This window comes from Pseudoxanthomonas kalamensis DSM 18571 (assembly GCF_010211745.1).
In the GTDB taxonomy this organism is placed as follows: domain Bacteria; phylum Pseudomonadota; class Gammaproteobacteria; order Xanthomonadales; family Xanthomonadaceae; genus Pseudoxanthomonas_A; species Pseudoxanthomonas_A kalamensis.
The window spans coordinates 455,414-478,688 of the sequence record NZ_PDWQ01000003.1; the positions used below are offsets into that span (position 1 = coordinate 455,414).

The window sequence follows — 23,275 nt, forward strand, 5'->3', positions numbered from 1 at the left end:
CGGCGGGCGACACCCTGATTCCGAGTCCGTCCATGACTGCCAAAGCAATCCCCGCCCGCATGAAGGGCGTCAACCGCGCCGAGATCTGCGACCGCAATTTCAGCGAGTTCGTGCAGGAATGGAGTGGCGATGTGCGCCGTCGTCCTGCCGCCGGCGAGCAGGTGCTGCCGGGCAGCGCGCTGGACGCGAACGGCTTCGTCGAACTGCTGGAATCGCAGTTGGTCAGCCGTCACCTCGACCTGATGGCGCGCGTATTGCGGGTGCAGAACAAGGTCTTCTACACCATCGGCAGCTCCGGCCACGAAGGCAACGCGATGGTGGCGCGGCTGACCCGGCATACCGACCCTGCATTCCTGCACTATCGCAGCGGCGGCTTCATGGCCGAGCGCTTCCGCAAGCTGCCGGGAATGGACCCGGTGATGGATTCGGCGCTGTCCTTCGCCGCCAGTGCCGAGGACCCGGCCAGCGGTGGTCGCCACAAGGTCTGGGGCAGCAAGCCGCTGTGGGTGTTGCCGCAGACCTCGACGATCGCCTCGCACCTGCCCAAGGCGCTGGGTACCGCGGTCGCCATCGAGCAGGCGCGCCGCATTGGCCATGCCTTGCCGATCCCCGACGACAGCATCGCGATCTGCTCGTTCGGCGATGCCTCCAGCAATCACGCCACCGCGCAGACCGCGTTCAACGCGGCGGCGTGGACCGCCTACCAGAAGCTGCCGGCGCCGGTGCTGTTCGTTTGCGAGGACAACGGCATCGGCATTTCGGTGAAGACCCCGGACGGCTGGATAGGCCGCAACTTCCGCAACCGCACAGACCTGGACTATTTCCATGCCGATGGCCTGGACCTGGCCGCCGGTTACGGTCAGGTGCAGGCAGCAGTGGAGCACTGCCGTCGCAGGCGCCGGCCGACTTTCCTGCACCTGCGGACCACCCGCATCATGGGCCACGCCGGCACCGACTTCGAGATCGAATGGCGTTCCATCGAAGAACTGTGCGCGGTGGAGGCGACCGATCCGCTGCTGCGCTCGGCGGCGATCGCACTGGAATCCGGCCTGTATTCGAAGGACGAATTGCTGGCCTTGTACGAAGGCATCCGCCAGCGCTGTTTCGCCGCCGCCGAGCAGGCCGACCGCACGCCAAAGATCGACACGCTGGAACAGGTGATGGCACCGCTGGCGCCGTACACGCCGATGGCGGTGGCGAAGGAGGCCGAGCGGCCGGCACCGCACGATACGCGTGTGGTCGCATTCGGTGGCGAGAACAAGCTGCCGGAAACCCTGCCGCCCCGGCACCTGTCGATCCAGATCAACAACGCGCTGCACGACCTGTTCTGCAAATACCCGGAAGCGCTGCTGTTCGGCGAGGACGTGGCGCAGAAGGGCGGCGTATACACGGTGACCAAGGGCCTGCAGAAGGCGTTCAAGGGCAGCCGCGTGTTCAACACCCTGCTAGACGAGACCATGATCCTCGGTCTGGCCCAGGGCTACGCCAACATGGGCATGCTGCCGCTGCCGGAAATCCAGTACCTGGCCTATTTCCACAACGCCTGCGACCAGATCCGCGGCGAGGCGGCCAGCCTGCAGTTCTTCAGCAACGACCAGTACCGCAACCCGATGGTGGTGCGCATCGCCGGCCTCGGCTACCAGCGCGGCTTCGGCGGTCACTTCCACAACGACAATTCCATCGCCGCCTTGCGCGACATCCCCGGCCTGGTGGTTGGCTGCCCCTCGCGCGGCGACGATGCGGCGATGATGCTGCGCACGCTGGCGGCGCTGGCCAAGGTCGATGGTCGGGTCGGCGTGTTCCTGGAGCCGATCGCGCTGTACATGACCAAGGACCTGTACGAAGCCGGCGATGGCCAGTGGCTGTTCCCGTATCCGCCGCAGGAGCAGGCCATGGCCCTGGGTGAAGGCCGCGTCTACCAGCCGGAGGCCGACGATCTGGTCGTGTTCACCTACGGCAACGGCGTGCCGATGAGCCTGCGTGCGGCACGCGACATCGAGCGCCGGCTGGGCTGGACGGTCCGGGTGGTCGACCTGCGCTGGCTGGTGCCGTTGAACGAGGGCTTCATCGCCGAACAGGCCAGGTCGGCCAAGCGGATCCTGATCGTCGACGAGGGACGCCATTCGGCCGGTGTGGGCGAGGGCATCATCACCGCGATTTCAGAAGCCGGCTACCGCGCACGTCCGTTCGGGCGCGTGGTCGGTGCCGATACCTACACGCCGCTGGCCGGTGCCGCGTTCCTGGTGCTGCCGGGCGAAGAGGACATCGTCGCCGCGGCCGAGCGGCTGGTATAACGTAGCGGTCCCGACTTCCACGGAGCACGCCATGGCCCTGCCGCGCATCGGCATCATCGTCGGCAGCTTGCGCCGGGCTTCGCTCAATCGCCAGCTGGCGCAGGCGGTGGCGGGCCTGGGCGAAGGACGTTTCGACTTCGACTTCATCGAAATCGGCGAATTGCCGCCGTACAACCAGGACGACGACGATAATTTCCCGGCCGCCGCCCTGCGCTTCAAGCAGCAGGTGGAAGCCGCCGATGCGCTGCTGTTCGTCACCCCGGAGTACAACCGCTCCGTCCCTGGCGTGCTGAAAAACGCGATCGACATCGGCACCCGCCCGGCCGGCAGCAACTCCTTCGCCGGCAAACATGCCGCGGTGATCGGTACCTCGCCGGGCGCGCACGGCACGGTGTCGGCGCAGCAGCACCTACGCAATGTGCTGGCTGCGGTGGGCGTGGCGGTGCTGCCGCAGCCGGAGATCGCCATTCAGTACCGCGAGGGCCAGATCGAAGGCGATCAGGTGCCAGACGAGCGCCTGCGCAAGTTCCTGCTGCTGTTCCTCGACCGCTTCGAGGCCTGGCTGCGCTGAATCCCGGTCTGCCCGGCGATCAGCGTCGCGGTGCGTCGAGCAGAGGTTGCGAATGCAGGGGGATGCCCCCGGCGGCGACTTCGCCCTCCACGCCGTCGGTGGGCATTACCGCCAGCGCCCGCCACGGGGGGATGCTAGTAGCGCTGACGATTCGGCCGACGGTGCGTTCACCCTGCAGCACCTCTTCGCCGGTCGTGATCGTAGCGTCGGCGGAAAACAGCGCCAGTCCGCGTTTGGCCTTACCGAGGAAATGGGTGCGGGCGACGATTTCCTGCCCCGGATAGCAGCCCTTCTTCACGCTGAAGGCTGGCAGCCGTTCCAGCGACAATTGTTGCGGCGTCCATTGCTCGCGCTGGGTGTCCGCCAATCGCGGCAAGCCGTGGCGCAGGTCGCGGCTTCGCCATTCGGCCAGGGCAGCGGGATCATCAGGACTGCCTTCGCTGTCGATGCGCAGGCAGCGAGGCGATGCAGGGTGGCCCCAGTCCAGTTCGAGCATGCCGTCGCGACGGTCGATTCCCGCGCCACGGGCGAGGGTCGGCGCATGCAAGCTGCCGCTGACCCTGAGTTCGGCGCAGGCACGCAGCTTCAACTTTCGTCGCAGGACGAAGCGCGACAGCTCAGCGACGAAGGACTCTGCCGGCATGTCGGGCAACACCAGCAGTATTTCGTCCTCGCTGTGCTTGAGCAGGGCGAACCACGCGATCACGCGGCCTTTCGGCGTCAACCATGCGTTCCATTGCCAGTGGCCTGATGGCAGGGACATCACCTCGTTGGCGAACTGCGCTTGCGCAAAAGCCGCCGCCTCCGGTCCTTGCAGCGCAATGACGGCATGGTCGGGCAGGGCGAAAAAGGATTCGCTGGTACGGGAAAGGTTGTCAGCCAAGGGGGCGAGGACTAGAATTTTGTGCGTTGCAAGAATAGCAATGATAGGTCAAACGCCCAATCCACCCGAACCCGACACCGAAACGCAGCAGCCCGAAAAGGACGTTGCGCCGAAGGAGATCGGGGGACGCGAAGGCCCCGAGCCGACGCGATACGGGGATTGGGAGAAGAACGGACGCTGCGTCGATTTCTGAGCGCGCCCGCCCAGCCACGCGACGCCGGTGACGGCGCCGCCCAGCCGAGACAACGAGTCCAGCGAATGGCGAGCCCACAACGACCGCTTTCCCCGCACCTGCAGGTGTACCGCTGGCAGATCCAGATGGCGACCTCGATCCTGCATCGCGGCACCGGGATCTTCCTGGCCCTTGGAGCCCTGCTCATCGCCGCCGCGCTGCTGGCCCTGGTGATGGGCGAGCAGCACTGGAACTGCGTCACCGGCCTGGCCGGCTCCTGGTTCGGCAAGCTGTTCCTGTTCGGCTGGAGCTGGGCCTTCGCCTACCACCTGTGCAACGGCATCCGCCACATCGTGCAGGATTTCGCCATCGGCTTCAGCATCCCGGCTTTCATCCGCAGCAGCTGGCTGTCGGTGATCGGCAGCCTGGTGATCACCGCGCTGATCTGGGCCTGCGTCCTGCTCTCCGGAGGCGCCGCATGAGCAACTTCCGCACCCCCTTGAAGAATGCCCGCGGCCTGGGCACGGCCAAGACCGGCACCGAGCATTTCGTCCATCAGCGCCTGACCGCCACCGCGCTGGTCGTGCTGGGGATCTGGTTCGTGTTCTTCGTGCTGAGCCTGCTCGGCGCCGATCATGCCGCCGCCGTGGCCGCGGTCGCCAAGCCGTGGAACGCGGTGCTGATGGTCGGCTTCCTGGTCGCGATGTTCTGGCACGCCCAGCTCGGGCTGCAGGTAGTGCTGGAAGACTACGTCCACAACTCGCTGCTGGCGTTGGCCGCGCAGGTAGCGGTGAAGTTTGTCGCCGTGCTGGGTGCCATCGTCAGCATTTTCGCCGTGGCCCGCATCGCGCTGGGGAATTGAGCCGAATGTCCGCATATAAGATCACCGAACACAAGTACGACATGGTCGTGGTGGGCGCCGGCGGCGCCGGCCTGCGCGCGACCTTCGGTCTGGCCCAGAAGGGGCTGCAGACGGTCTGCCTGACCAAGGTCTTCCCGACCCGTTCGCACACCGTGGCGGCGCAGGGCGGCATTTCCGCCGCACTGGGCAACATGGGCGAGGACGACTGGCGCTACCACTTCTACGACACCATCAAGGGTTCGGACTGGCTGGGCGACCAGGACGCGATCGAGTACATGTGCCGCGAGGCGATTCCGGCGATCATCGAGCTGGAGCACTACGGGGTGCCGTTCTCGCGTACCGAGGAAGGCAAGATCTACCAGCGCCCGTTCGGCGGCATGACCACCAAGTACGGCGAAGGCCCGCCTGCGCAGCGCACCTGTGCTGCCGCCGATCGCACCGGTCACGCCATGCTGCACACGTTGTACCAGCAGTCGCTGGCGCACGATGCGCGTTTCATGATCGAGTACTTCGCGCTGGACCTGATCTTCGACGAGGAAGGGGTCTGCCGCGGCGTGCTGGCGCTGGACATGGCCGAGGGCACCCTGCATCTGTTCCGCGCCCACGGCGTGGTGCTGGCCACCGGCGGCTACGGCCGCGCCTACTTCAGCGCCACTTCGGCGCATACCTGCACCGGCGACGGCGGCGGCCTGGTGATGCGCGCCGGCCTGCCGATGCAGGACATGGAGTTCGTGCAGTTCCACCCGACCGGCATCTACGGCGCCGGCTGCCTGATCACCGAGGGCGTGCGCGGCGAGGGCGGTATCCTGCGCAACAGCAGCGGCGAGCGCTTCATGGAGCGTTACGCACCGCACTACAAGGACCTGGCCTCGCGCGACGTGGTCAGCCGTTCGATGACCATCGAGATCCGCGAAGGCCGCGGCGTCGGCGAGCACAAGGACCACATCCTGCTCGACCTGACCCACCTCGGCCCGGAAGTGATCCACGAGAAGCTGCCTGGCATCGCCGAGAGCGCGCGCATCTTCGCCGGCGTCGACGTGACCAAGCAGCCGATTCCGGTGCTGCCGACCGTGCACTACAACATGGGCGGCATTCCGACCAACTACCACGGCGAAGTGGTACGCAAGATCGGCGACGACAACGACGCCGTGGTGCCGGGCCTGTACGCCATCGGCGAAGCGGCCTGCGTCTCGGTACACGGCGGCAACCGGCTGGGCTCCAATTCGCTGCTCGACTTGGTAGTGTTCGGTCGCGCGGTGGCCAACCGCTGCGCGGAAACGATCAAGAAGAACGCCCCGCACAAGGTGCTGCCGGCCGACGTCTGCGACCCGGCGCTGTCGCGGCTGGACGGCTTGCGCAATGCCAACGGCGGCACCCCGACAGCGGTGATCCGCGACAACATGCAGCGCACCATGCAGTCGGACGCGGCGGTGTTCCGCACCAGCAAGACGCTGAAGGAAGGCTGCGACAAGATGGCCGAGATCTTCGCCAGCTTCCAGGACGTCAAGGTGTCCGACCGCTCGCTGGTGTGGAACTCGGACCTGATCGAGACCTACGAGCTGAACAACCTGCTGCTCAACGCGGTGGCGACGATCAACTCGGCCGAGCAGCGCCACGAAAGCCGCGGCGCCCACGCGCACGAGGACTTCCCGGATCGCGACGACGTCAACTGGCACAAGCACACCCTGGTATCGGTGGACGAGAAGGGCCAGTGCAGCTTCGACTACCGTCCGGTGCACATGTACACGCTCAGCAAAGACGTGGACGTGGTACCTCCCAAGCCGCGCGTTTACTGAGCCAGGGGCACTGACAGATGGCCGAATTCTCCCTCCCGAAGAACTCCGTGGTGCAGAAGGGCAAGCACTATCCCGCGAAGGGCGCCAAGAACGTGCGCACCTTCAAGGTCTACCGCTGGAGCCCGGACGACGGCAACAATCCGCGCACCGACAGCTACGAGATCGACCTGGACAAGTGCGGGCCGATGGTGCTGGACGCGCTGATCAAGATCAAAAACGAGATCGACCCGACGCTGACCTTCCGCCGTTCCTGCCGCGAAGGCATCTGCGGCTCGTGCGCGATGAACATCGACGGCACCAACACCCTGGCCTGCACCAAGGCGATCGAGGATTGCCGCAAGGCCGAGGTGCCGATCTACCCGCTGCCGCACATGGAAGTGGTCAAGGACCTGGTCCCGGATCTGACCCACTTCTACGCGCAGTACGCGTCGATCAAACCGTGGATACGCACCCAGACCCCGGCGCCGCCGGATCGCGAACGCCTGCAGTCGCCGGAGGACCGCAAGCAGCTCGACGGCCTGTACGAATGCATCCTGTGCGCCTGCTGCAGCACCAGCTGTCCCAGCTACTGGTGGAACGGCGAGCGCTACCTCGGCCCGGCGATCCTGCTGCAGGCCTACCGTTGGATCATCGACTCGCGCGACGAAGACACCGGCGCCCGCCTGGACGACCTGGAAGACCCGTTCAAGCTGTATCGCTGTCACACCATCATGAACTGCGCGCGGACCTGCCCGAAGGGGCTGAATCCGGCGCTGGCGATCGCCGAGATCAAGAAGCTGATGATGGCGCGCCGTGCCTGATGCCGGCCCCGGCTTTCGCAGGTCGGGGCAGGGGCATACAGGATGGCCGAGGGCAGGGTGGCAATGCGGGCCGACGATCCCGAACTGAAACGCGTGCGCTGGCGCTGCCGGCGCGGCATGCGCGAACTCGACCAGTTGCTGGACCGCTATCTGGAACAGCGCTGGGCGCAGGTTTCCGACGCCGAGCGCGGGGTTTTCCTACGCCTGCTCGATTGCGAGGACGATAAGCTCTGGCGCTGGTTGATGGGATACGAAGCCTGCCCGGATGCGGAACTCGCCGCCCTGCTCGAACACGTCCGCCTGCCCGAAGCCGGGGCCTGAATCCGTTCGTCTGGAGTGGCGGCCGTCGCGATGGCTGGCCGCCTTCCTGCTGCTGATCGGCGTGCTGGCGGCTCTTGCGGTGCTCGTCTCGGGTCTGTCGCCGTGGTGCAGATGGCCGCTCGCGCTGCTGGCGCCAGTCTGTGGCGCCTGGCAAGCCTGGCGCTGGCTTCGACGGCCGTACTGCACCTTGGTGATTCCCGGCAACGACGCGCCGGTACGGCTGGACGGGGCACCGCTGGAAAGCTTTCGGCTGCAATGGCGGGGACCGCTGGCCTTCGTCTGCTGGCGTGGCCGGGACGGCCGCAGCGGCCGGCTGTCGTGGTGGCCCGATACCCTGCCTGCGGCGCGGCGACGTGAACTGAGACTGGCCGGCAATGGCCCCCGGCTATCCCCGGACAGGCGGGCGATGGCACCATAGCCGACTATGTTCAAACCCGTTCCGGTGGCCATCGGCCTGCGATACCTGCGCGCCAAGCGGCGCAACGGTTTCATCTCCTTCATCTCGCTGGCCTCGGTGCTGGGCATCGCCCTGGGCGTGACCGTACTGATCACCACGCTGTCGGTGATGAGCGGCTTCCAGCGCGAAATCCGCGACCGCCTGCTCAGCATGACCGCACATGCCACCGTCAGTGGCGTGGACGACACCCTGCACGACTGGCGGCATGCGGTGGATGTGGCCATGCAGGACCCGCGGGTGGCCGGGGCCGCGCCCTATATCGACGTGCAGAGCCTGCTGAACGGCAACCGCGAGCCGCAGGGCGCGATGGTGCGCGGCGTGCTGCCGGAGCAGGAGCGCCACGTGTCGGTACTGGCCAGCAGCATGAAGAGGGGCAGGCTGGACGATCTGGTGCCGGGCCGGTTCGAGATCCTGCTGGGCCAGGACCTGGCCCTGTGGCTGGGCGTGCGCGTCGGTGACGAGGTCAGCGTGACCACCAGCAATTTCCAGGGCACGCCGCTGGGGGCCCTGCCGCGCGCCAAGCGCTTCAAGGTGGTCGGCCTGTTCGCGGTCGGCCACAACGACATCGACCGCAACCTGGCCGTGGTTCACATGGACGACCTGCAGCGCCTGCTGCGCCTCGGCGACGGCGTGACCGGGGTGCGGCTGAAGCTGCACGACATGGACCAGGCCTGGAACGTGGCGCGCGACCTGGCGCTCAACCTGCGCGGCGTGTATCGGGTCAGCGACTGGACCCGCGAGAATGCCAACCTGTACCAGTCGCTGAAGATGGAAAAAACGGTGATGGGCATCCTGCTGTCGCTGATCATCGCCATGGGCGCCTTCAACCTGGTCAATTCGCAGGTCATGCTGGTGACCGACAAGCAGGCCGACATCGCGATCCTGCGCACGCTCGGCCTGACCCCGCGCGGGGTGATGCAGGTGTTCGTGGTCCAGGGCGTGCTGATCGGGCTGATGGGCACGGTGCTTGGCGTGATCGGCGGCGTCCTGCTGACCACCAACCTTGAGCGGATCCTGGAAGTCATCGAATCGGTCTTCCACGTGACCCTGCTGCCGTCGGACGTCTACTACATCACCGGCTTGCCATACGATCTGCAGGCCAGCGACGTGGTCGTGATCGCCGGCGTGGCCCTGGTGATGAGTCTGCTGGCCACCATCTACCCGGCCTGGCGCGCAGCGCGTACCCATCCGGCGGAGGCGCTGCGCTATGAATGAGGGCAGGACCGCAGGCACGGACGTGATTCGCGCCGAAGCGCTGGGCAAGACCTACGCCGAGGGCAAGCTGCAGACCCCGGTCTTCGACGGCCTGGACCTGTCGGTGGCGACTGGCGAAACGGTCGCCATCGTCGGCGCCTCCGGGGCCGGCAAGAGCACCTTGCTGCACCTGCTCGGCGGGCTGGATGTGCCGACCGCGGGCGAGGTCTACGTCGACGGCCAGCAGATGTCGGCGCTGTCCGACGCGGCGCGTGGTCGTCTGCGCAACCGGGCGCTGGGCTTCGTTTACCAGTTCCACCATCTGCTGCCCGAATTCACCGCGCTGGAAAACGTGATGATGCCGGTGCTGCTGGGCGGGGCTGCCGTCGCCGATGCCGAACGCCAGGCGCGCGAACTGCTGGAACGGGTCGGGCTGGGACACCGGCTGGAGCACAAGCCCGGCGAACTGTCCGGCGGCGAACGCCAGCGTGCCGCGGTAGCGCGGGCGCTGGTGAATCGCCCGGCCTGCGTGCTGGGCGACGAGCCGACCGGCAACCTCGACGAGAAGACCGCCGCCACGGTGTTCGAGCTGATGCTGGAACTCAACCGGGCGCAGGGCACCAGCCTAGTCCTGGTGACCCACGACCGTCGTCTGGCCAGGCGGCTGGATCGGGTACTGGATCTGCACCAGGGCCGCCTGCGCGAACTGGGGGCGGACGAGAAGTGACCTGAAGTCAATCTTCGATTGGCTAATTCACTTTATTGTTCACATATAAATATTTGATTTATATTGATTTATATATTTTTTACGGATCGGAAGACCCAGCCGATCCCTGTAGCGAAAGCCTGCATTCGGGCGCACACTTCAAACCCTTCTCCAGTCTGTCGGAATGGCCGCATGCGGACTGAATGAACGAAGCACAACGCTGCGATCTGTCGCAAATCCGTGTTTAGCTGTACGCGCCGCCGGTTGCACCGGCCCACCACCCGCAATACCCAAGGAGATTGCACCATGAAGGCACCGATCAAGACCGCCATCTTCGCCGCGCTGACCGTCAGCCTGCTGGGCGGCTGCGCCAGCTACACCGGCCAGACCGATGATCCCAACGACCCCAATCGCACCTCCACGGGTGCGCTGATCGGCGCCGGCGTCGGCATACTGGCCGGCCTGCTGACCGGCGACAGCGCCACCGAACGTCGCCAGCATGCGATGGTCGGCGCCGGCATCGGCGCACTGGCCGGCGGCTCCATCGGCGCCTATCAGGACAAGCAGGAAGCCGAACTGCGCCGCCAGACCGCCGGCACCGGCGTCGATGTCACCCGCGAAGGCGACGTGATCAAACTGAACCTGCCTGACGGCGTGACCTTCGACTTCGGCAGGGCCGACCTGAAGGCGGACTTCTACCCGGCGCTGAACAACATCGCGGAGACCCTGGCCGAGTACAACCAGACCATCGTGGAAGTGTCCGGCCATACCGACAGCGTCGGCAGCGACGCCAGCAATCAGGTCCTGTCCGAAAAGCGAGCCCAGTCCGTCAGCAGCTACCTGTCCAGCCACGGCGTGGTGCGCGAGCGCATGGAAGTCGTCGGTTTCGGCGAAAAATATCCAGTCGCCAGCAACGATACCGATGACGGACGCGCCAAGAACCGCCGTGTCGAGATCCGCCTGCTGCCGCTGACCAACGGCTGATTCACCGCAATGCTGCAACAGGGAAGGGCCGCCATGCGCGGCCCTCCTTTTTATTCAATGCATTCACACTATTGCTTGAACTACGCCGCGCTGCGAAGCGGGTTCGGCTTGAATGAATAGTTAGGCGCAAACTGGGCTGTGATCTCAGTTTGCAGTAGCCGAAAGATAGCTTGCATGTCTGTCTACTTGTACTGTCAGCATATACGGTGATGGTATTGATTCCACGGCATACTCAACCGCGTATCCTGTTTCATTGCAGAGAAAAATTGATGAAGCGGACATCTTCGATAGCAGAGATTTTTCAGTTATTTCACCTTCGTCTTCGTGATGCCATCCAGCAACGCACATCCACATTTCAGACGCTGCCCTTGAGCGAAGTGTGAAATCATTTTTCACGATCTTTGACGCGAGTTCGAATAAGTCATACAAGGCAAGTCCAAGCGGTTCGGCATCCGTGCCTTCAGCCTCCTTCTGTTCTTCTGCACACACATAGATTTTGAAACCATCAGATCTTCCAATCCAATAGTCTCCTTGCAGTTGTATCACCCCTAGATCTTTAAATTTGATGGCGTGAGATTGTTGCATTGTCGATTATCTGCCTAACGTCTGAATTAAGCCGGCCCGCGAAGCGGGTTCCGCTTGAATGAGTAGTTAGGCAGAGTTGTATCAGAAAGAGGCGCGGGGTGCAGCCGAGCCGGGATGCCGGCTGTCAGGTGTGGCTTGCCCTGGGAGCCGTCCGATGCAACGAGCCGGTGGCAGATGGCGCGGTCTCACCGAAGAGTCCTGATGCCGGCCCGAACAATGGCGCAGGCCTAACGCCTGAATTAAGCCGCGCCGCGAAGCGGCGTCGGCTTGAATGAATTGTTAGGCCGCGGACAGACCGCCCCTACAGGCGTCGATGTCCAAGACCAGATCAAGTTTGCGGTGGCACTCTGTGCACTCAAAGAGGGCAGAGAGCGAGTTGACTGGCCGATGGTCTGGTGTTGCGTCATTTGCAGGGAACCCCTCGTTGTAGAGCACAGACAACTTTCCTTGCTCAAGCCACTCCAGCAGCTTTAACTGAGTCCAATAGTAGTCGCCAGGGCGCTGAAATCCCCGAGGGCTGTTCCAGTACTCACACGAGCGGCAATTGTTCATTAGCGGCCTAACGCCTGAGTTAAGCGGACCCGCGAAGCGGGTTCCGCTTGAATGAATAGTTAGGCAGAGTTGTATCAGAAAGAGGTGCGCGATGCAGCCGGGTCGGGGTGCCGGCTGTCAGGCGTGGCTTGCCCTAGGAGCCGTCCGGTGCGGTGAACTGGCAACCGAAGGTGCGGTCTTGCCGAAGAGTCCCGATGCCAGCCCGAACAATGGTGCCGGCCTAACGCCTGAGTTAAGCGGACCCGCGAAGCGGGTTCCGCTTGAATGAATTGTTAGGCATCAAGCCTACACCAGAAGGCAACGGTGTATTTGTCCAAGTCAATAGATTCCCAGTCCGTCGACTCGTGGATTGGCATGTCGAGCGAGATGGTCTTGAGGCCAACGTGGCTGGAGAAGTCAGCCAGAAGAATCTCAGCCGCACCGGAGCCGAGCGAATGAGTGGCGCGGAAATGCTTAAACGTGTCCGTTACCTTGTCTGGGCCGACATGGATAACGCCGCGATCAAGCAGTGTGTCACCCTCAAACAGCCCAAGGTCAACGCGCATAGTCTGCTCTTGATGCCTAACGCCTGAATTAAGCCGGGCCGCGAAGCGGCATCGGCTTGAATGAATTGTTAGGCAGCAGTTGGCCGGCGAGCTACCAGCCCAGAACCACCGCCAGTGAATATGTGCTGCTCGCACTCAACAAGTTGTCCAGGCTGAAACTCCCACTCCTCACCAGCTGGTACGGAGTCAAGAATCTCATAAATCACGCCATGAACATGCCGGGCTTGAACGGGGCGCCAAACTGCCGTTCCTTCTCCGAGCAATGCGACATGAATGTGATCCACAGATATCTCCCAATGCTGCCTAACGCCTGAGTTAAGCCGGCCCGCGAAGCGGGTTCGGCTTGAATGAATTGTTAGGGGGCAGCCCTAGTCTCCGCAAGAGCAGAAGCAAAAAAGTGACAGCAACTGAGGAAAGGAGAGCGGCTTGGATAGGAATGCCACCGACAGCCAAGAACGGGCTGACCGAACCAAGATATACAAAGACTTGGCTGATGGGGGAGACCCAGATCAAAGTGGCAACAACGATGCCTAGAACAACAACGATGCCTAGAAGGAAGGTGGCTGATACCCAAGCAATACGCCAGCGCCGACCATTGAGAAGGCGCCAATGGACTGTTGCAGTCACAGCAAAGATGGGAAGCCACAAAACGGTGAGTAGCCCCGCTAGCTCACTGACAGTTATGTAGTTGTCCATCCTGCCCCCTAACGCCTGAATTAAGCCGACCCGCGAAGCGGGTTCGGCTTGAATGAATTGTTAGGGCGCATCCGCGAAATACTCAAGCGCCCCTGCATAACGGTACAGATACAGATACCAGAAAGCAGCCCAGAAAATGAAAAGTATGACGGTGACGGAAATCGGTGCTGGCCAAGAAGGGTCCGGACCTGCCAGAAACCAGTGAACGAGGTGGAATGGCAATGCCTGCGGCAACGGAAGTACGATGAGAAGCGGCCTGGCCCAGCCCTTGGTCAGCAACAGACCAGCACCTGCGAGAAACGTGAGCGGCCCGGCTGTAAAAAGGGCAATAAAAGTCCCGGTGCTCCATATCGCGCCTTGGGAAAGCGATGTTTCTCCTATGGTGAAGTGGGTGCCCGGAAAGAATGGCGCCAGCGAAATTGCCGCACCGACCACGATGCACGCGACGGTCGCCAACTTGAGATAAGTAGGCTGTAACGAAAGGCGACTACGGAGTGCAAAGATTTTTGACATGCGCCCTAACGCCTGAATTAAGCCGACCCGCGAAGCGGGTTCGGCTTGAATGAATTGTTAGAGCCCTTGCCGCGGCGCCTCGAGAGCCAGATGGCAATTGCCGCTAACACCAGTGCCGCGACACCAAGTGCGCAGGACGTGTAGAAGAGCTTGATGCCAACGCGACAGTATGGGTCTGAGGCTGACAACGAACTGGAACCACATTGCCCGAACCGGAGAGACTCTGTTGCGATGGCGGAAACGAGAACATAAGCAGCAACCGCTGCGGAAAAAAGCGAAGCAAGCCAAGAAAGCCAAATTGGAAGCCGAGATATCATCTAAGGGCTCTAACGTCTGAATTAAGCCGTGCCGCGAAGCGGCATCGGCTTGAATGAATTGTTAGGCCGCTCAGCCCTTGCGGTTGACCACAAGTGCATAGAAGTAACTCAGCGGCCAGATGAAAATTACGGTGGCAAACCATACCCAACTCCCAACTAGATGGGCACGTCGGGCAGCAACGAAGATTGTGGCAAAAGTAGCGAGAATAGCGGCGTAAAGGAGAATTGTGCCAAACATGCCGAGAACTTGGATTGGATTGCCTGTAGTGTTCGGGTCAGCGACAGCCCAGCCATAGAGAAGGAAGGCCGCCACGATGGCTAAACTAACCTTTGGAACCAAGTTGCGACTCTCTGTCATGAGCGGCCTAACGCCTGAATTAAGCCGACCCGCGAAGCGGGTTCGGCTTGAATGAATTGTTAGGCGGCAAACTACCAGAAAAGCGGGGAACCGTGCGCGCAGCGCCTCCGACCGAGCTGCCGCAGCCGCTTTTGCCGTCCGAAAGCCCGCATGCCAGGGCGTGAACCCCGGAATGTCTCGACGACCCGAAGCCGGGTAGTGCGCAAGCCGCAAGCCAACCGTGTCCGGAACCGGCCCTGCGCACCAGTCTCACCGAAGCAAGAGCCGACAATGCTGGAGCGCTGCCGCGCGACAAGTCCGGGAAAGCCAAACGTAGCGCGAAGGGGAAATCGCCAGGTGCCCAAGATGCCAGCGACCTCATGCGTTGACCACACGGCAACCAAGCTGACTACAACATTGAAAAGCTTTTAGCCGCCTAACGCTTGAATTAAGCCGGCCCGCGAAGCGGGTTCGGCTTGAATGAATTGTTAGGCGGCATCTTGGGATTGAGGTCGCCGCTTTGCAAGGGCGAGCAACAAACCGCCCGCCAGCATTGTGAAGCCAGGTGCCAACACGACTGGGAATTGCTCATTGACTGCCAAGGCAGTTTCGCGGATATGAGTGCGTACGTCCTGCTCGGTGTATTTGTGATTGGGGTCAGCGGATAGCTTGGCGTACTGCGAGAGGCCAACGTGGCGCAACCCGGCGCGCATGAAGTTTTCGAATTGCTGAAAGGTGAGCCATGCGAAGCCGGAAAATAAGAGAATGAATCCAAGCTTTCTCATAAGTCGTCTGTATGGTTGGTATGCCGCCTAACGCCTGAATTAAGCCGACCCGCGAAGCGGGTTCGGCTTGAATGAATTGTTAGGCTGCATGGTTGCCATGTCACCCACGAGCCCGCTGATAGATCAAGAAAACGATAAAAGACAGGCCAACCACCACACCAAACAACCCGGACAGTAGGTTGTACACGGGTTGGCCAAGAAGATCCAAAAAGGCTTGATGCAGCCCGCAAAAGCGACGACAGAGGCCCAAGCCCGTCGGGCGCATGAAAAGCATAATCGCTCCGTAGCCGGCTATGACAAGTCCGGTGAACGAACCGAACCACACGGCAAACAGCGAAGGTTGCTTCTTTGGTGTGGCTAAGGACTTCTTGCTCATGCAGCCTAACGCCTGAATTAAGCCGACCCGCGAAGCGGGTTCGGCTTGAATGAATTGTTAGGGCGCACTTGCGAGCGCCCCAGCCAAGCCTACGACAAAAAGCACGAGACCCACTGGTAACAAGTACCGGATGCGCTTGGCGTACGAAGCAGCCAAGGGTGTCCGAAGCTGGCTTGCCCGAGACCCGAAGGCAATGCGCAATAACTCCATCTGGACGTTTGGATCACCGGCATGCGAAAGGCCGTCATAGAAGAAGCTCAAGGAACCCTGAACTTGCAGCCAATCAGGTCTCTCGGACTTGACGATGCCATAGAAGCGAAAGAACGCGTGCAAGTAGAACGTGGTGACGCAGGCAAAGGCCAGAATGGAAAATGCAAAGACCAATGACATCTCTTGTGCGCCCTAACGCCTGAGTTAAGCGGACCCGCGAAGCGGGTTCCGCTTGAATGAATTGTTAGATGTGCGCGCCGAGGGTCCCGAATAGCGGAACCAGAAGAACGCACACGATTGGTATAGCATGCCTGATTGGCGAAAACTGACCTGTATTGTGCAAATTTCGTGCCGCAAGAAAGAAAAGCACACTCGCCGAAAGAAAGGCGGAAGTGACAATGTATCCGAGGGCCGGCGGCGGGCCGCCAGCAGCCTCAGGCGGGGGCGTCAAGGTTGTAACCGCTCCAACAAGCGCCATGCCGAGCGCAACCACGCCGAGCAGATCCTCGACCCCAACAATTAGCCTTCTTACCGTTGGGGACATGCTGGATCGCACCTCTAACGCCTGAGTTAAGCGGACCCGCGAAGCGGGTTCCGCTTGAATGAATAGTTAGGCAGAGTTGTATCAGAAAGAGGCGCGGGATGCAGCCGAGCCGGGATGCTGGCTGTCAAGTGTGGCTTGCCCTGGAAGCCATCCGGTGCGACGAGCTGGTGACCGAGGGTGCGGCCTTGCCGAAGAGTCCCGATGCCAGCCCGAACAATGGCGCCGGCCTAACGCTTGAATTAAGCCGACCCGCGAAGCGGGTTCGGCTTGAATGAATTGTTAGGCAGAGTTGTATCAGAAAGAGGTGCGGGGTGCAGCCGGGCCGGGGTGCCGGCTGTCAGGCATGGCTTGCCCGGGGAGCCGTCCGATGCAGCGAGCTGGTGGCAGATGGCGCAGTCTTGCCGAAGAGTGCTGATGCCAGCCCGAACAATGGCGCCGGCCTAACGCTTGAGTTAAGCCGTGCCGCGAAGCGGCATCGGCTTGAACGAATTGTTAGGCGGCAAGCTGATCATTGCTTGACCTCTAGCCATCCATTGAGTGCGCAAACCACAGCAATATCTTTGTGGCTCTGAGAAAACTGTGCGGACGAGTTGGACAGCTGGACTGTCACCACATGCTCCCGATCATCTAGTAGCGCGATTTTCGTGTCCTGGGGAATGCCGCCATCTGGCAATGGGGCAATAGCGTCATTGATAAGGAAAACAGGCTGGCGCACGGCACCGGCCGCATAGCGCACGATTTGGTCATGTGACTTGCCGATGATGGGATAGAAAACAGATGTTCCGTAATACACCATGATCTCGTTCTTGCCGCCTAACGCCTGAGTTAAGCCGACCCGCGAAGCGGGTTCGGCTTGAATGAATTGTTAGGCTGCAGGTCGCTCAATGAAATGCGTCGCTTTCAGTGTGCTGGGGCGGAAACGCATGAACAACTACGACCACTCCGTCCAGAAGCGCCTGTTCGTAGTACTGCAGCCCTGAATCTTCATCCGAGAAGTCATCCGCAGTATTCAGAGCGGCAGACACCACTCTCTCGGTACGCCAGCCAGCATCTACAACCTCTCTCTCCGCAATGTCAATTGCGTTGCGGATGTTCAGCTCGGTTGTATACACGTTGATGTACGCGCCACCAAACTCATCAGGCGACTGCTGAACGCCATCCGGTGCTGCCTCTACTTGGACTACGAAGATCTCTTTCATGCAGCCTAACGCCTGAATTAAGCCGCGCCGCGAAGCGGCGTCGGATTGAATGAATTGTTAGCGCGCAAGCCAGATGACCACGAGCCCCACTACCAAAACGGAGCCGATAACCAGCCGGTGATTGCGCTGCTGCTTATGTGAGACTGGGTGGGTTTTTCCGTTTCGGATGTCACGAGCAACGACGACGGAGAGTGGCAGAAGCAGAGCGATAGTGGAAAGCGACAGTGGCCACATGGAGTTGAAGTACGCGGTTGCAGCAATAGCTAGTACCACGAGCAGCGAACAGATTAGTACTGAGGCGGCCACGAGCCACCAACTGTCCATTGCGTGGCTCTGCTTTTGCCCGCAAGTCATACAGACGTATGGATCGGCATGGGTCGACAGAAGCCCAGACCACCAGTTGATCGGCGCTTGGCAAGAGCAACATCTATACATGCGCGCTAACGCCTGAATTAAGCCGACCCGCGAAGCGGGTTCGGCTTGAATGAATTGTTAGGGTCCAGCCCGCTCACGGAGTGACTGTCATCTCTACTGTCACTGGGTATGCATTGCTCCAGTGGTTTGAGGATGGCGGCACCGGGAGCTGGCTAGACCCAAACCTCTCTGCGAAGCAACGAGACACTGGATTAATAGGCTCGACCGCTACTCCAGTGAGATGCCCCGAAGCATCAGCATAGCCAACAAGAGCAAACTTGCCGGTACTCCCCTCAGGCGGTGAGCCTGGAGGAACACAGGCAAGCATTGCTGATTGGATAGCTGGGGCCAATGCTGCGTCATATACCTTGCCCTCAGGAGTGGCAATGGCCTTGTTGCCAGCGGCCACACGTGCAGAAAGGTCCCCGGCAGCGGCGGTGTATGAAACGAATACCAAAGCGACGATGATGTATCTCATGGGCCCTAACGTCTGAATTAAGCCGACCCGCGAAGCGGGTTCGGCTTGAATGAATTGTTAGGCAGCACTAGACGCGACCACCCAACGACAATTGAAAATTGGAAACGACGAGGAGGCTAATCGCCAACCAGACACCCATGGCAAGCAGGGATACCAGAACCCGCCCCAAAATTTGCCATCGAATGGTGGCTCGTGGAAAGAGCGTCCAAGCAGCCCAGAGAAACGCCACGAATATCAGTGGAAAGAACAGGGAGGCTAACGCCGGAAGATAGTCGTCAGGTTGACCTGCCTTTACATAGTAAAACGTGATAGTGAGCCAAGCGACTAATGCGAGGAACTCTATGGTTAACAAGCGCAGAAGATACTTCATGTGCCGCCTAACGCCTGAATTAAGCCGACCCGCGAAGCGGGTTCGGCTTGAATGAATTGTTAGGCCCCAGTAGCAGAGCCTGCAAATCAATACTCATCGAAGTCGAATCCTGCGGCGGTCTGAAAGAACTCTGCGTAACGCCTTGCCTCGGACACGGAGTCGCACACGAACCCGTACATAGTCAAAAGATAGTCTGTGCCGGGGAGCTCCGTCGGAGAAACGCCCCAAATACGACTCTGACCGTCGTCGCCAAAGTAGGGGAAGTCTGCCACCTCCCAGCTCTTTGGCCACACGAATGTATCACCTTCATTCGGAATTGCATCTACATTCAATTCACCAGAAACCGATCCGAAAGCATCGGTTGGCGATGAGAATAGCGGCAGACTTACGCGAACGCGAACCATATGTTTTTTCAGGGGCCTAACGCTTGAATTAAGCCGACCCGCGAAGCGGGTTCGGCTTGAATGAATTGTTAGGCACCATCCGGCGCCCCGAAGCCACTGTGCCAACCAACTTTAACGGTTGGGTCAGAACGTAGGCACTCCAACATGTAGAGACAAGCCTCAGCCTCAGTTGGAAAATTGTGCCTACCCGTTTGCAGCCCGCGCTCGCTGTAATAGACAAACCACCCGCCACCTTCCTGGCGAAGACAAAGTGCCTCGTCAGGATCAAAGTTGGAGGCGGTCAGCGAGTAAGAACTGTCCTTGATTTGCTCATGGCGCAACACTCGCTGTAGCTCTTGTCTGTCCATTGCGGATCTTTCCAGTGGTGCCTAACGCCTGAATTAAGCCGTGCCGCGAAGCGGCATCGGCTTGAATGAATTGTTAGGCCGCGTGCCCATAGCCGCTCAGGATGAAGTGCCAGAGATCTTGAACGCTGCCGCGCCACCAGGGACTTTCATCGTGAGGGTTCCATAAGATCGCAATGGATTGAGCCGTATCCCAGCCCAGCCAATTGCCGACGCCATCCGCTCCGAACCAGATGACGGGCTCAAGCTCTGATGGGTACGGTGGCTCAGCAGGCAGCCAGACGTTCACCGCAGCGATAGAGTCTTCGCTGCCGTTATCCAACGGCAGTACGAGCCAACGGCCATCATCGCTCTCGTACCCGTTTGGGATATGTGCGCGAACTTCCTGTGGGAGCTTAGAGGTATCCATAGCGGCCTAACGCCTGAGTTAAGCGGACCCGCGAAGCGGGTTCCGCTTGAATGAATAGTTAGGCAGAGTTGTATCAGAAAGAGGCGCGAGGTGCAGCCGAGCCGGGGTGCCGGTTGTCAGGCATGGCTTGCCCTGGAGGCCGTCCGATGCAGCGAACTGGTAGCCAAGGATGCGACCTTGCCGAAGAGACCCGATGCCAGCCCGAATAATGGCGCCGGCCTAACGCCTGAATTAAGCCGACCCGCGAAGCGGGTTCGGCTTGAATGAATTGTTAGGCCCGCACGCCGCGAGACTGGTAAGGAATATTTCTGGCAGGCCTTTCTTGCGCAAATTGTAAATCTGAACGGCCGTCAGTGGTGGCTCAAAAGGAACCATGCCCGTTGAATAGTGTCCGCCGATAATCCTATCTGCGAGTTCTTTAGAGAACTGGCGCCACTGTGCATTGCGGGGAGACTCCCGTGCCTCGCCCAAGTAAACCGTATCAGCGTCAGCTAACCAGAAGAGCTCAAGCGCCACCGCAAGATCGCAATTGGGGTGATCAGCTATCAGTCTAGGAATAGCAAAGCCATCGTCCCAATTGTGATCGAGTGCTAGCTGACGAAGCTCACTAGAGGATGTGCTTGGTTGAATGTACTTGTCAGGCATGGTGCTGTCTCATGCGGGCCTAACGCCTGAGTTAAGCCGGGCCGCTGCGCGGCCTTGGCGATGGTTCAATCATAGACGCCGGCGCCGAGGCCGCGAAGCGGGCTCGGCTTGAACGAATTGTTAGGCGGCAAATCGAGCTGGAGAAAGCTCAAGCGCTGGCGCCAATTGTTTTAACTCTGCCATTTCATGTTCTGGCAGTGCGATAAGGATGATTTCGTCGTTACCAAAGTCAACGGTTTCAATCTGAACAACGCCATGCGTGGATTTCCAGACTTGTAATTCCCGAATGGCGTTGATTTGTTCTGGTTCTTCGGCTTTCCAGTCGAGCACAGCGATCGCGTAAGAATCACTGAGGGCATGGAATAGCGCGTGCCAAGAGCCAGCAGGCTGTTTGGCAGCAGAAATGGCGGCTTCTGCTTGAGTGCTTAAGCCTTTTCCATTTGAAAGAATGGCTGCCGCGCGTATGAGTGGAGCACTAAGTGAATTTGCCGAGCACTGCGATTTTTCAACGGCATCAAGGACGGATTTTAGTCTGGGACTTCCATAGGTTTCTTGAGCGACGCGTAGATCTGGTAGAAGTGAGAGAAGGGCGGAAGGTTGTCCAGAGTCGAGCGCGGCCTTAGTTGCGTCTGCAGCGGCAAGAGCGTGCTCCTTGCTCAATCCGAGCCAGCGACGGAGCAATGCTACATCAGCACCGAGAGCGAACAGCAGTTGACCCCAGTTGGATGAAATTGGGGAGGCTAAATGCTCTTCAAGCCACCTAAAGGCCTGAGTCCGCTCCATGGCCCGTAAATCAGCAATCACACCAGCTTGACCAACGAAAGAACTGCGGCGATTGCCGGGCAGGCTTTCGATTTTTCTTAACGATTCCACAATTTCTCCATTGCCGCCTAACGCCTGAATTAAGCCGACCCGCGAAGCGGGTTCGGCTTGAATGAATTGTTAGGGGACGGCTACGGTGCATTGAGCTCCGACAGATCAACCGCATAGGAGCGCCCCCCGACAGTTGTGAACTCTACGCGACAATCGTACGCCACATTACCGCCGGGCTCCGGTAGCGGCCCGCGGACATGATAGGTAGCCGTGGCGCTGGCCAGCAGGTTTGGCTCGAAGCCTTCTTTGACCAGCAAGGACGGAAGGGCCGCTGCCAGTTGCCGTGCACCCGCAGCGCCCTCACCCGCGAGAGTTGGGTGGGACGTGCCAGCAAGAAGATCCACAGCTACGAGATTGCCCGCCGCGACGACCGAGCGGGCAAAGTGGTTGATGCCGTAGTCACCCGCCCAATAGTTCAGTGTGCTGGCAAATTGGTGGCAAACATTGTGCGCGACGGATTTCAGGGGTTTCAGCGATGACGACACTTTCCAAGCCCCCTAACGCTTGAATTAAGCCGACCCGCGAAGCGGGTTCGGCTTGAATGAATTGTTAGGGGGCAAGCCTAGCATCTATCACCTACATGCTATCGCGGACTAGAAGCAATGAGCCAATAAGGAGCGACCAAAGGATCCCGGCAGCAGTGATGAGATGGATAAAACCTAACCAACGGTTACGCAAGTTGAGGACAGAAAGCGGAATAAGCAATGCAGCTACGGCCAGTCCGATACAGTAGGCCCACTGAGTAAATTCTGAGGCACTTGCGTCGGCAAGATGAAGATGCGCGAAAGTGAGAGAGAAGAAGACGAAGCTGAGCAAGCCAGGTGCTGCAACGAGAGTCCGGCGGCCATGATGTGCAAAAAACGCAAGAAATACGGCCGGGAGAAGTAGCAGGCAGGCACCGAGCAGAAGCTCATCCAGCGCACTAATCGCATCAAAGTCCATGCACTATCCGTGCCCCCTAACGCTTGAATTAAGCCGACCCGCGAAGCGGGTTCGGCTTGAATGAATTGTTAGAAGGCATGCTCACCAGCTCAAGGGGAAAGGGAAAAGATGTGGCGCGGCGATCATGACTGCCCAGAGATAAAGCGAGATTGCTAGAGCCAGCTTTGCCAAAGCACTGTTGCACGAGCGCGCGGATGCTAAAAGAAGCAAGCTCAACGGTGTAAGAATATCCATCGTGACTTGGACAGGATGTCGAAGATTCATGGACACCGCTGAGTACACGCATAAGACTGCACCAAGAACGCAGGCAAGCCTAACGGTAAAGTGAATCTTTCTATCCGTTTCGTGTGCTGTGTCCATGCCTTCTAACGCCTGAATTAAGCCGACCCGCGAAGCGGGTTCGGCTTGAATGAATTGTTAGGCTGCAGGCCGCTCAATGAAATGCGTCGCTTTCAGTGTGCTGGGGCGGAAACGCATGAACAACTACGACCACTCCGTCCAGAAGCGCCTGTTCGTAGTACTGCAGCCCTGAATCTTCATCCGAGAAGTCATCCGCAGTATTCAGAGCGGCAGACACCACTCTCTCGGTACGCCAGCCAGCATCTACAACCTCTCTCTCCGCAATGTCAATTGCGTTGCGGATGTTCAGCTCGGTTGTATACACGTTGATGTACGCGCCACCAAACTCATCAGGCGA

The 23,275-nt window shown here is 60.4% G+C and carries 28 protein-coding genes; 12 read left to right on the top strand and 16 right to left on the bottom strand.

Annotation, left to right across the window (positions count from 1 at the left end; translation table 11 throughout):
- Nucleotides 1–32 precede the first annotated feature (32 nt).
- The gene (locus CSC70_RS08445) at nucleotides 33–2,294 is read left to right on the top strand and encodes a thiamine pyrophosphate-dependent enzyme (protein WP_162456213.1); all 2,262 of its coding nucleotides are present in this window, start codon (nucleotides 33–35) and stop codon (nucleotides 2,292–2,294) included.
- A 31-nt stretch (nucleotides 2,295–2,325) separates the two neighbouring features.
- On the top strand, nucleotides 2,326–2,865 hold the full coding sequence (locus tag CSC70_RS08450) for an NADPH-dependent FMN reductase (RefSeq protein WP_162456214.1): 540 nt from the start codon (nucleotides 2,326–2,328) through the stop codon (nucleotides 2,863–2,865).
- Between the two features lie 19 nt (nucleotides 2,866–2,884).
- Here the strand turns inward: CSC70_RS08450 and ygfZ are convergent, their stop codons facing one another.
- Nucleotides 2,885–3,748 carry a CAF17-like 4Fe-4S cluster assembly/insertion protein YgfZ gene (ygfZ, locus tag CSC70_RS08455; RefSeq protein ID WP_246189366.1) on the bottom strand — a complete coding sequence of 288 codons (864 nt, stop codon included), beginning with the start codon at nucleotides 3,746–3,748 and terminating at the stop codon, nucleotides 2,885–2,887.
- Nucleotides 3,749–3,788: 40 nt separating this feature from the next.
- On the opposite strand from ygfZ, the gene CSC70_RS08460 reads away from it, so the two are divergent.
- The 10 genes from CSC70_RS08460 to CSC70_RS08505 all read left to right on the top strand — a co-directional run bounded on the left by CSC70_RS08460 (nucleotide 3,789) and on the right by CSC70_RS08505 (nucleotide 11,040).
- Entirely contained in the window at nucleotides 3,789–3,941 is a 153-nt protein-coding gene (locus CSC70_RS08460) for a DUF1674 domain-containing protein (RefSeq protein WP_162456215.1), read from the top strand.
- Nucleotides 3,942–4,006: 65 nt separating this feature from the next.
- Nucleotides 4,007–4,402, top strand: a complete 396-nt coding sequence (gene sdhC, locus CSC70_RS08465; RefSeq protein WP_162456216.1) for a succinate dehydrogenase, cytochrome b556 subunit — start codon at nucleotides 4,007–4,009, stop codon at nucleotides 4,400–4,402.
- Nucleotides 4,399–4,782 carry a succinate dehydrogenase, hydrophobic membrane anchor protein gene (gene sdhD, locus CSC70_RS08470; protein ID WP_162456217.1) on the top strand — a complete coding sequence of 128 codons (384 nt, stop codon included), beginning with the start codon at nucleotides 4,399–4,401 and terminating at the stop codon, nucleotides 4,780–4,782. The genes sdhC and sdhD overlap by 4 nt, the downstream gene beginning before the upstream one ends.
- Nucleotides 4,783–4,787: 5 nt before the next feature.
- A complete protein-coding gene (gene sdhA / locus CSC70_RS08475) occupies nucleotides 4,788–6,578 on the top strand; it encodes a succinate dehydrogenase flavoprotein subunit (protein WP_162456218.1) in 1,791 nt (596 codons plus the stop codon).
- Between the two features lie 17 nt (nucleotides 6,579–6,595).
- Nucleotides 6,596–7,378 carry a succinate dehydrogenase iron-sulfur subunit gene (locus tag CSC70_RS08480; RefSeq protein WP_162456219.1) on the top strand — a complete coding sequence of 261 codons (783 nt, stop codon included), beginning with the start codon at nucleotides 6,596–6,598 and terminating at the stop codon, nucleotides 7,376–7,378.
- A 63-nt stretch (nucleotides 7,379–7,441) separates the two neighbouring features.
- Nucleotides 7,442–7,699 (top strand): FAD assembly factor SdhE, encoded by a 258-nt coding sequence (locus CSC70_RS08485; RefSeq protein ID WP_162456220.1) that lies wholly within the window; start codon nucleotides 7,442–7,444, stop codon nucleotides 7,697–7,699.
- Nucleotides 7,644–8,117, top strand: a complete 474-nt coding sequence (locus CSC70_RS08490) for a hypothetical protein (RefSeq protein WP_246189367.1) — start codon at nucleotides 7,644–7,646, stop codon at nucleotides 8,115–8,117. The genes CSC70_RS08485 and CSC70_RS08490 overlap by 56 nt, the downstream gene beginning before the upstream one ends.
- A gap of 6 nt (nucleotides 8,118–8,123) precedes the next feature.
- Nucleotides 8,124–9,371 carry a lipoprotein-releasing ABC transporter permease subunit gene (locus CSC70_RS08495; protein WP_162456221.1) on the top strand — a complete coding sequence of 416 codons (1,248 nt, stop codon included), beginning with the start codon at nucleotides 8,124–8,126 and terminating at the stop codon, nucleotides 9,369–9,371.
- Nucleotides 9,364–10,077 (top strand): lipoprotein-releasing ABC transporter ATP-binding protein LolD, encoded by a 714-nt coding sequence (gene lolD, locus CSC70_RS08500; RefSeq protein ID WP_162456222.1) that lies wholly within the window; start codon nucleotides 9,364–9,366, stop codon nucleotides 10,075–10,077. Before CSC70_RS08495 ends, lolD begins: the two co-directional genes overlap by 8 nt.
- A gap of 285 nt (nucleotides 10,078–10,362) precedes the next feature.
- Nucleotides 10,363–11,040 (top strand): YiaD family glycine zipper/OmpA-like lipoprotein, encoded by a 678-nt coding sequence (locus CSC70_RS08505; protein ID WP_162456223.1) that lies wholly within the window; start codon nucleotides 10,363–10,365, stop codon nucleotides 11,038–11,040.
- Between the two features lie 144 nt (nucleotides 11,041–11,184).
- On the opposite strand, the gene CSC70_RS08510 is transcribed toward CSC70_RS08505, so the two are convergent.
- The 15 genes from CSC70_RS08510 to CSC70_RS08585 all read right to left on the bottom strand — a co-directional run.
- A complete protein-coding gene (locus tag CSC70_RS08510; RefSeq protein ID WP_162456224.1) occupies nucleotides 11,185–11,625 on the bottom strand; it encodes a hypothetical protein in 441 nt (146 codons plus the stop codon).
- An 824-nt stretch (nucleotides 11,626–12,449) separates the two neighbouring features.
- Nucleotides 12,450–12,722 carry a hypothetical protein gene (locus CSC70_RS08515; protein WP_162456225.1) on the bottom strand — a complete coding sequence of 91 codons (273 nt, stop codon included), beginning with the start codon at nucleotides 12,720–12,722 and terminating at the stop codon, nucleotides 12,450–12,452.
- A 756-nt stretch (nucleotides 12,723–13,478) separates the two neighbouring features.
- Nucleotides 13,479–13,931 (bottom strand): hypothetical protein, encoded by a 453-nt coding sequence (locus CSC70_RS08520; RefSeq protein WP_162456226.1) that lies wholly within the window; start codon nucleotides 13,929–13,931, stop codon nucleotides 13,479–13,481.
- Between the two features lie 387 nt (nucleotides 13,932–14,318).
- Nucleotides 14,319–14,588: a hypothetical protein gene (locus CSC70_RS08525; protein ID WP_162456227.1), complete on the bottom strand. Its 270-nt coding sequence runs from the start codon at nucleotides 14,586–14,588 to the stop codon at nucleotides 14,319–14,321.
- A 485-nt stretch (nucleotides 14,589–15,073) separates the two neighbouring features.
- On the bottom strand, nucleotides 15,074–15,370 hold the full coding sequence (locus CSC70_RS08530) for a hypothetical protein (protein WP_162456228.1): 297 nt from the start codon (nucleotides 15,368–15,370) through the stop codon (nucleotides 15,074–15,076).
- 100 nt (nucleotides 15,371–15,470) lie between these two features.
- A complete protein-coding gene (locus CSC70_RS08535; RefSeq protein WP_162456229.1) occupies nucleotides 15,471–15,746 on the bottom strand; it encodes a hypothetical protein in 276 nt (91 codons plus the stop codon).
- A 1,262-nt stretch (nucleotides 15,747–17,008) separates the two neighbouring features.
- Nucleotides 17,009–17,296 (bottom strand): hypothetical protein, encoded by a 288-nt coding sequence (locus tag CSC70_RS08540; protein WP_162456230.1) that lies wholly within the window; start codon nucleotides 17,294–17,296, stop codon nucleotides 17,009–17,011.
- Between the two features lie 85 nt (nucleotides 17,297–17,381).
- Nucleotides 17,382–17,699, bottom strand: a complete 318-nt coding sequence (locus CSC70_RS08545) for a hypothetical protein (protein WP_162456231.1) — start codon at nucleotides 17,697–17,699, stop codon at nucleotides 17,382–17,384.
- A gap of 57 nt (nucleotides 17,700–17,756) precedes the next feature.
- Nucleotides 17,757–18,023: a hypothetical protein gene (locus CSC70_RS08550; RefSeq protein WP_162456232.1), complete on the bottom strand. Its 267-nt coding sequence runs from the start codon at nucleotides 18,021–18,023 to the stop codon at nucleotides 17,757–17,759.
- A gap of 635 nt (nucleotides 18,024–18,658) precedes the next feature.
- Entirely contained in the window at nucleotides 18,659–18,961 is a 303-nt protein-coding gene (locus CSC70_RS08555) for a hypothetical protein (protein ID WP_162456233.1), read from the bottom strand.
- A 1,388-nt stretch (nucleotides 18,962–20,349) separates the two neighbouring features.
- The gene (locus CSC70_RS08565; protein WP_162456235.1) at nucleotides 20,350–20,763 is read right to left on the bottom strand and encodes a DUF4274 domain-containing protein; all 414 of its coding nucleotides are present in this window, start codon (nucleotides 20,761–20,763) and stop codon (nucleotides 20,350–20,352) included.
- 120 nt (nucleotides 20,764–20,883) lie between these two features.
- Nucleotides 20,884–21,636 carry a hypothetical protein gene (locus CSC70_RS08570; RefSeq protein WP_162456236.1) on the bottom strand — a complete coding sequence of 251 codons (753 nt, stop codon included), beginning with the start codon at nucleotides 21,634–21,636 and terminating at the stop codon, nucleotides 20,884–20,886.
- A gap of 80 nt (nucleotides 21,637–21,716) precedes the next feature.
- Nucleotides 21,717–22,121 (bottom strand): hypothetical protein, encoded by a 405-nt coding sequence (locus CSC70_RS08575; protein WP_162456237.1) that lies wholly within the window; start codon nucleotides 22,119–22,121, stop codon nucleotides 21,717–21,719.
- A 91-nt stretch (nucleotides 22,122–22,212) separates the two neighbouring features.
- Nucleotides 22,213–22,578 carry a hypothetical protein gene (locus tag CSC70_RS08580; protein WP_162456238.1) on the bottom strand — a complete coding sequence of 122 codons (366 nt, stop codon included), beginning with the start codon at nucleotides 22,576–22,578 and terminating at the stop codon, nucleotides 22,213–22,215.
- A 433-nt stretch (nucleotides 22,579–23,011) separates the two neighbouring features.
- A partial coding sequence (locus CSC70_RS08585; protein ID WP_162456239.1) for a hypothetical protein occupies nucleotides 23,012–23,275 on the bottom strand: 264 nt, incomplete at its 5' end.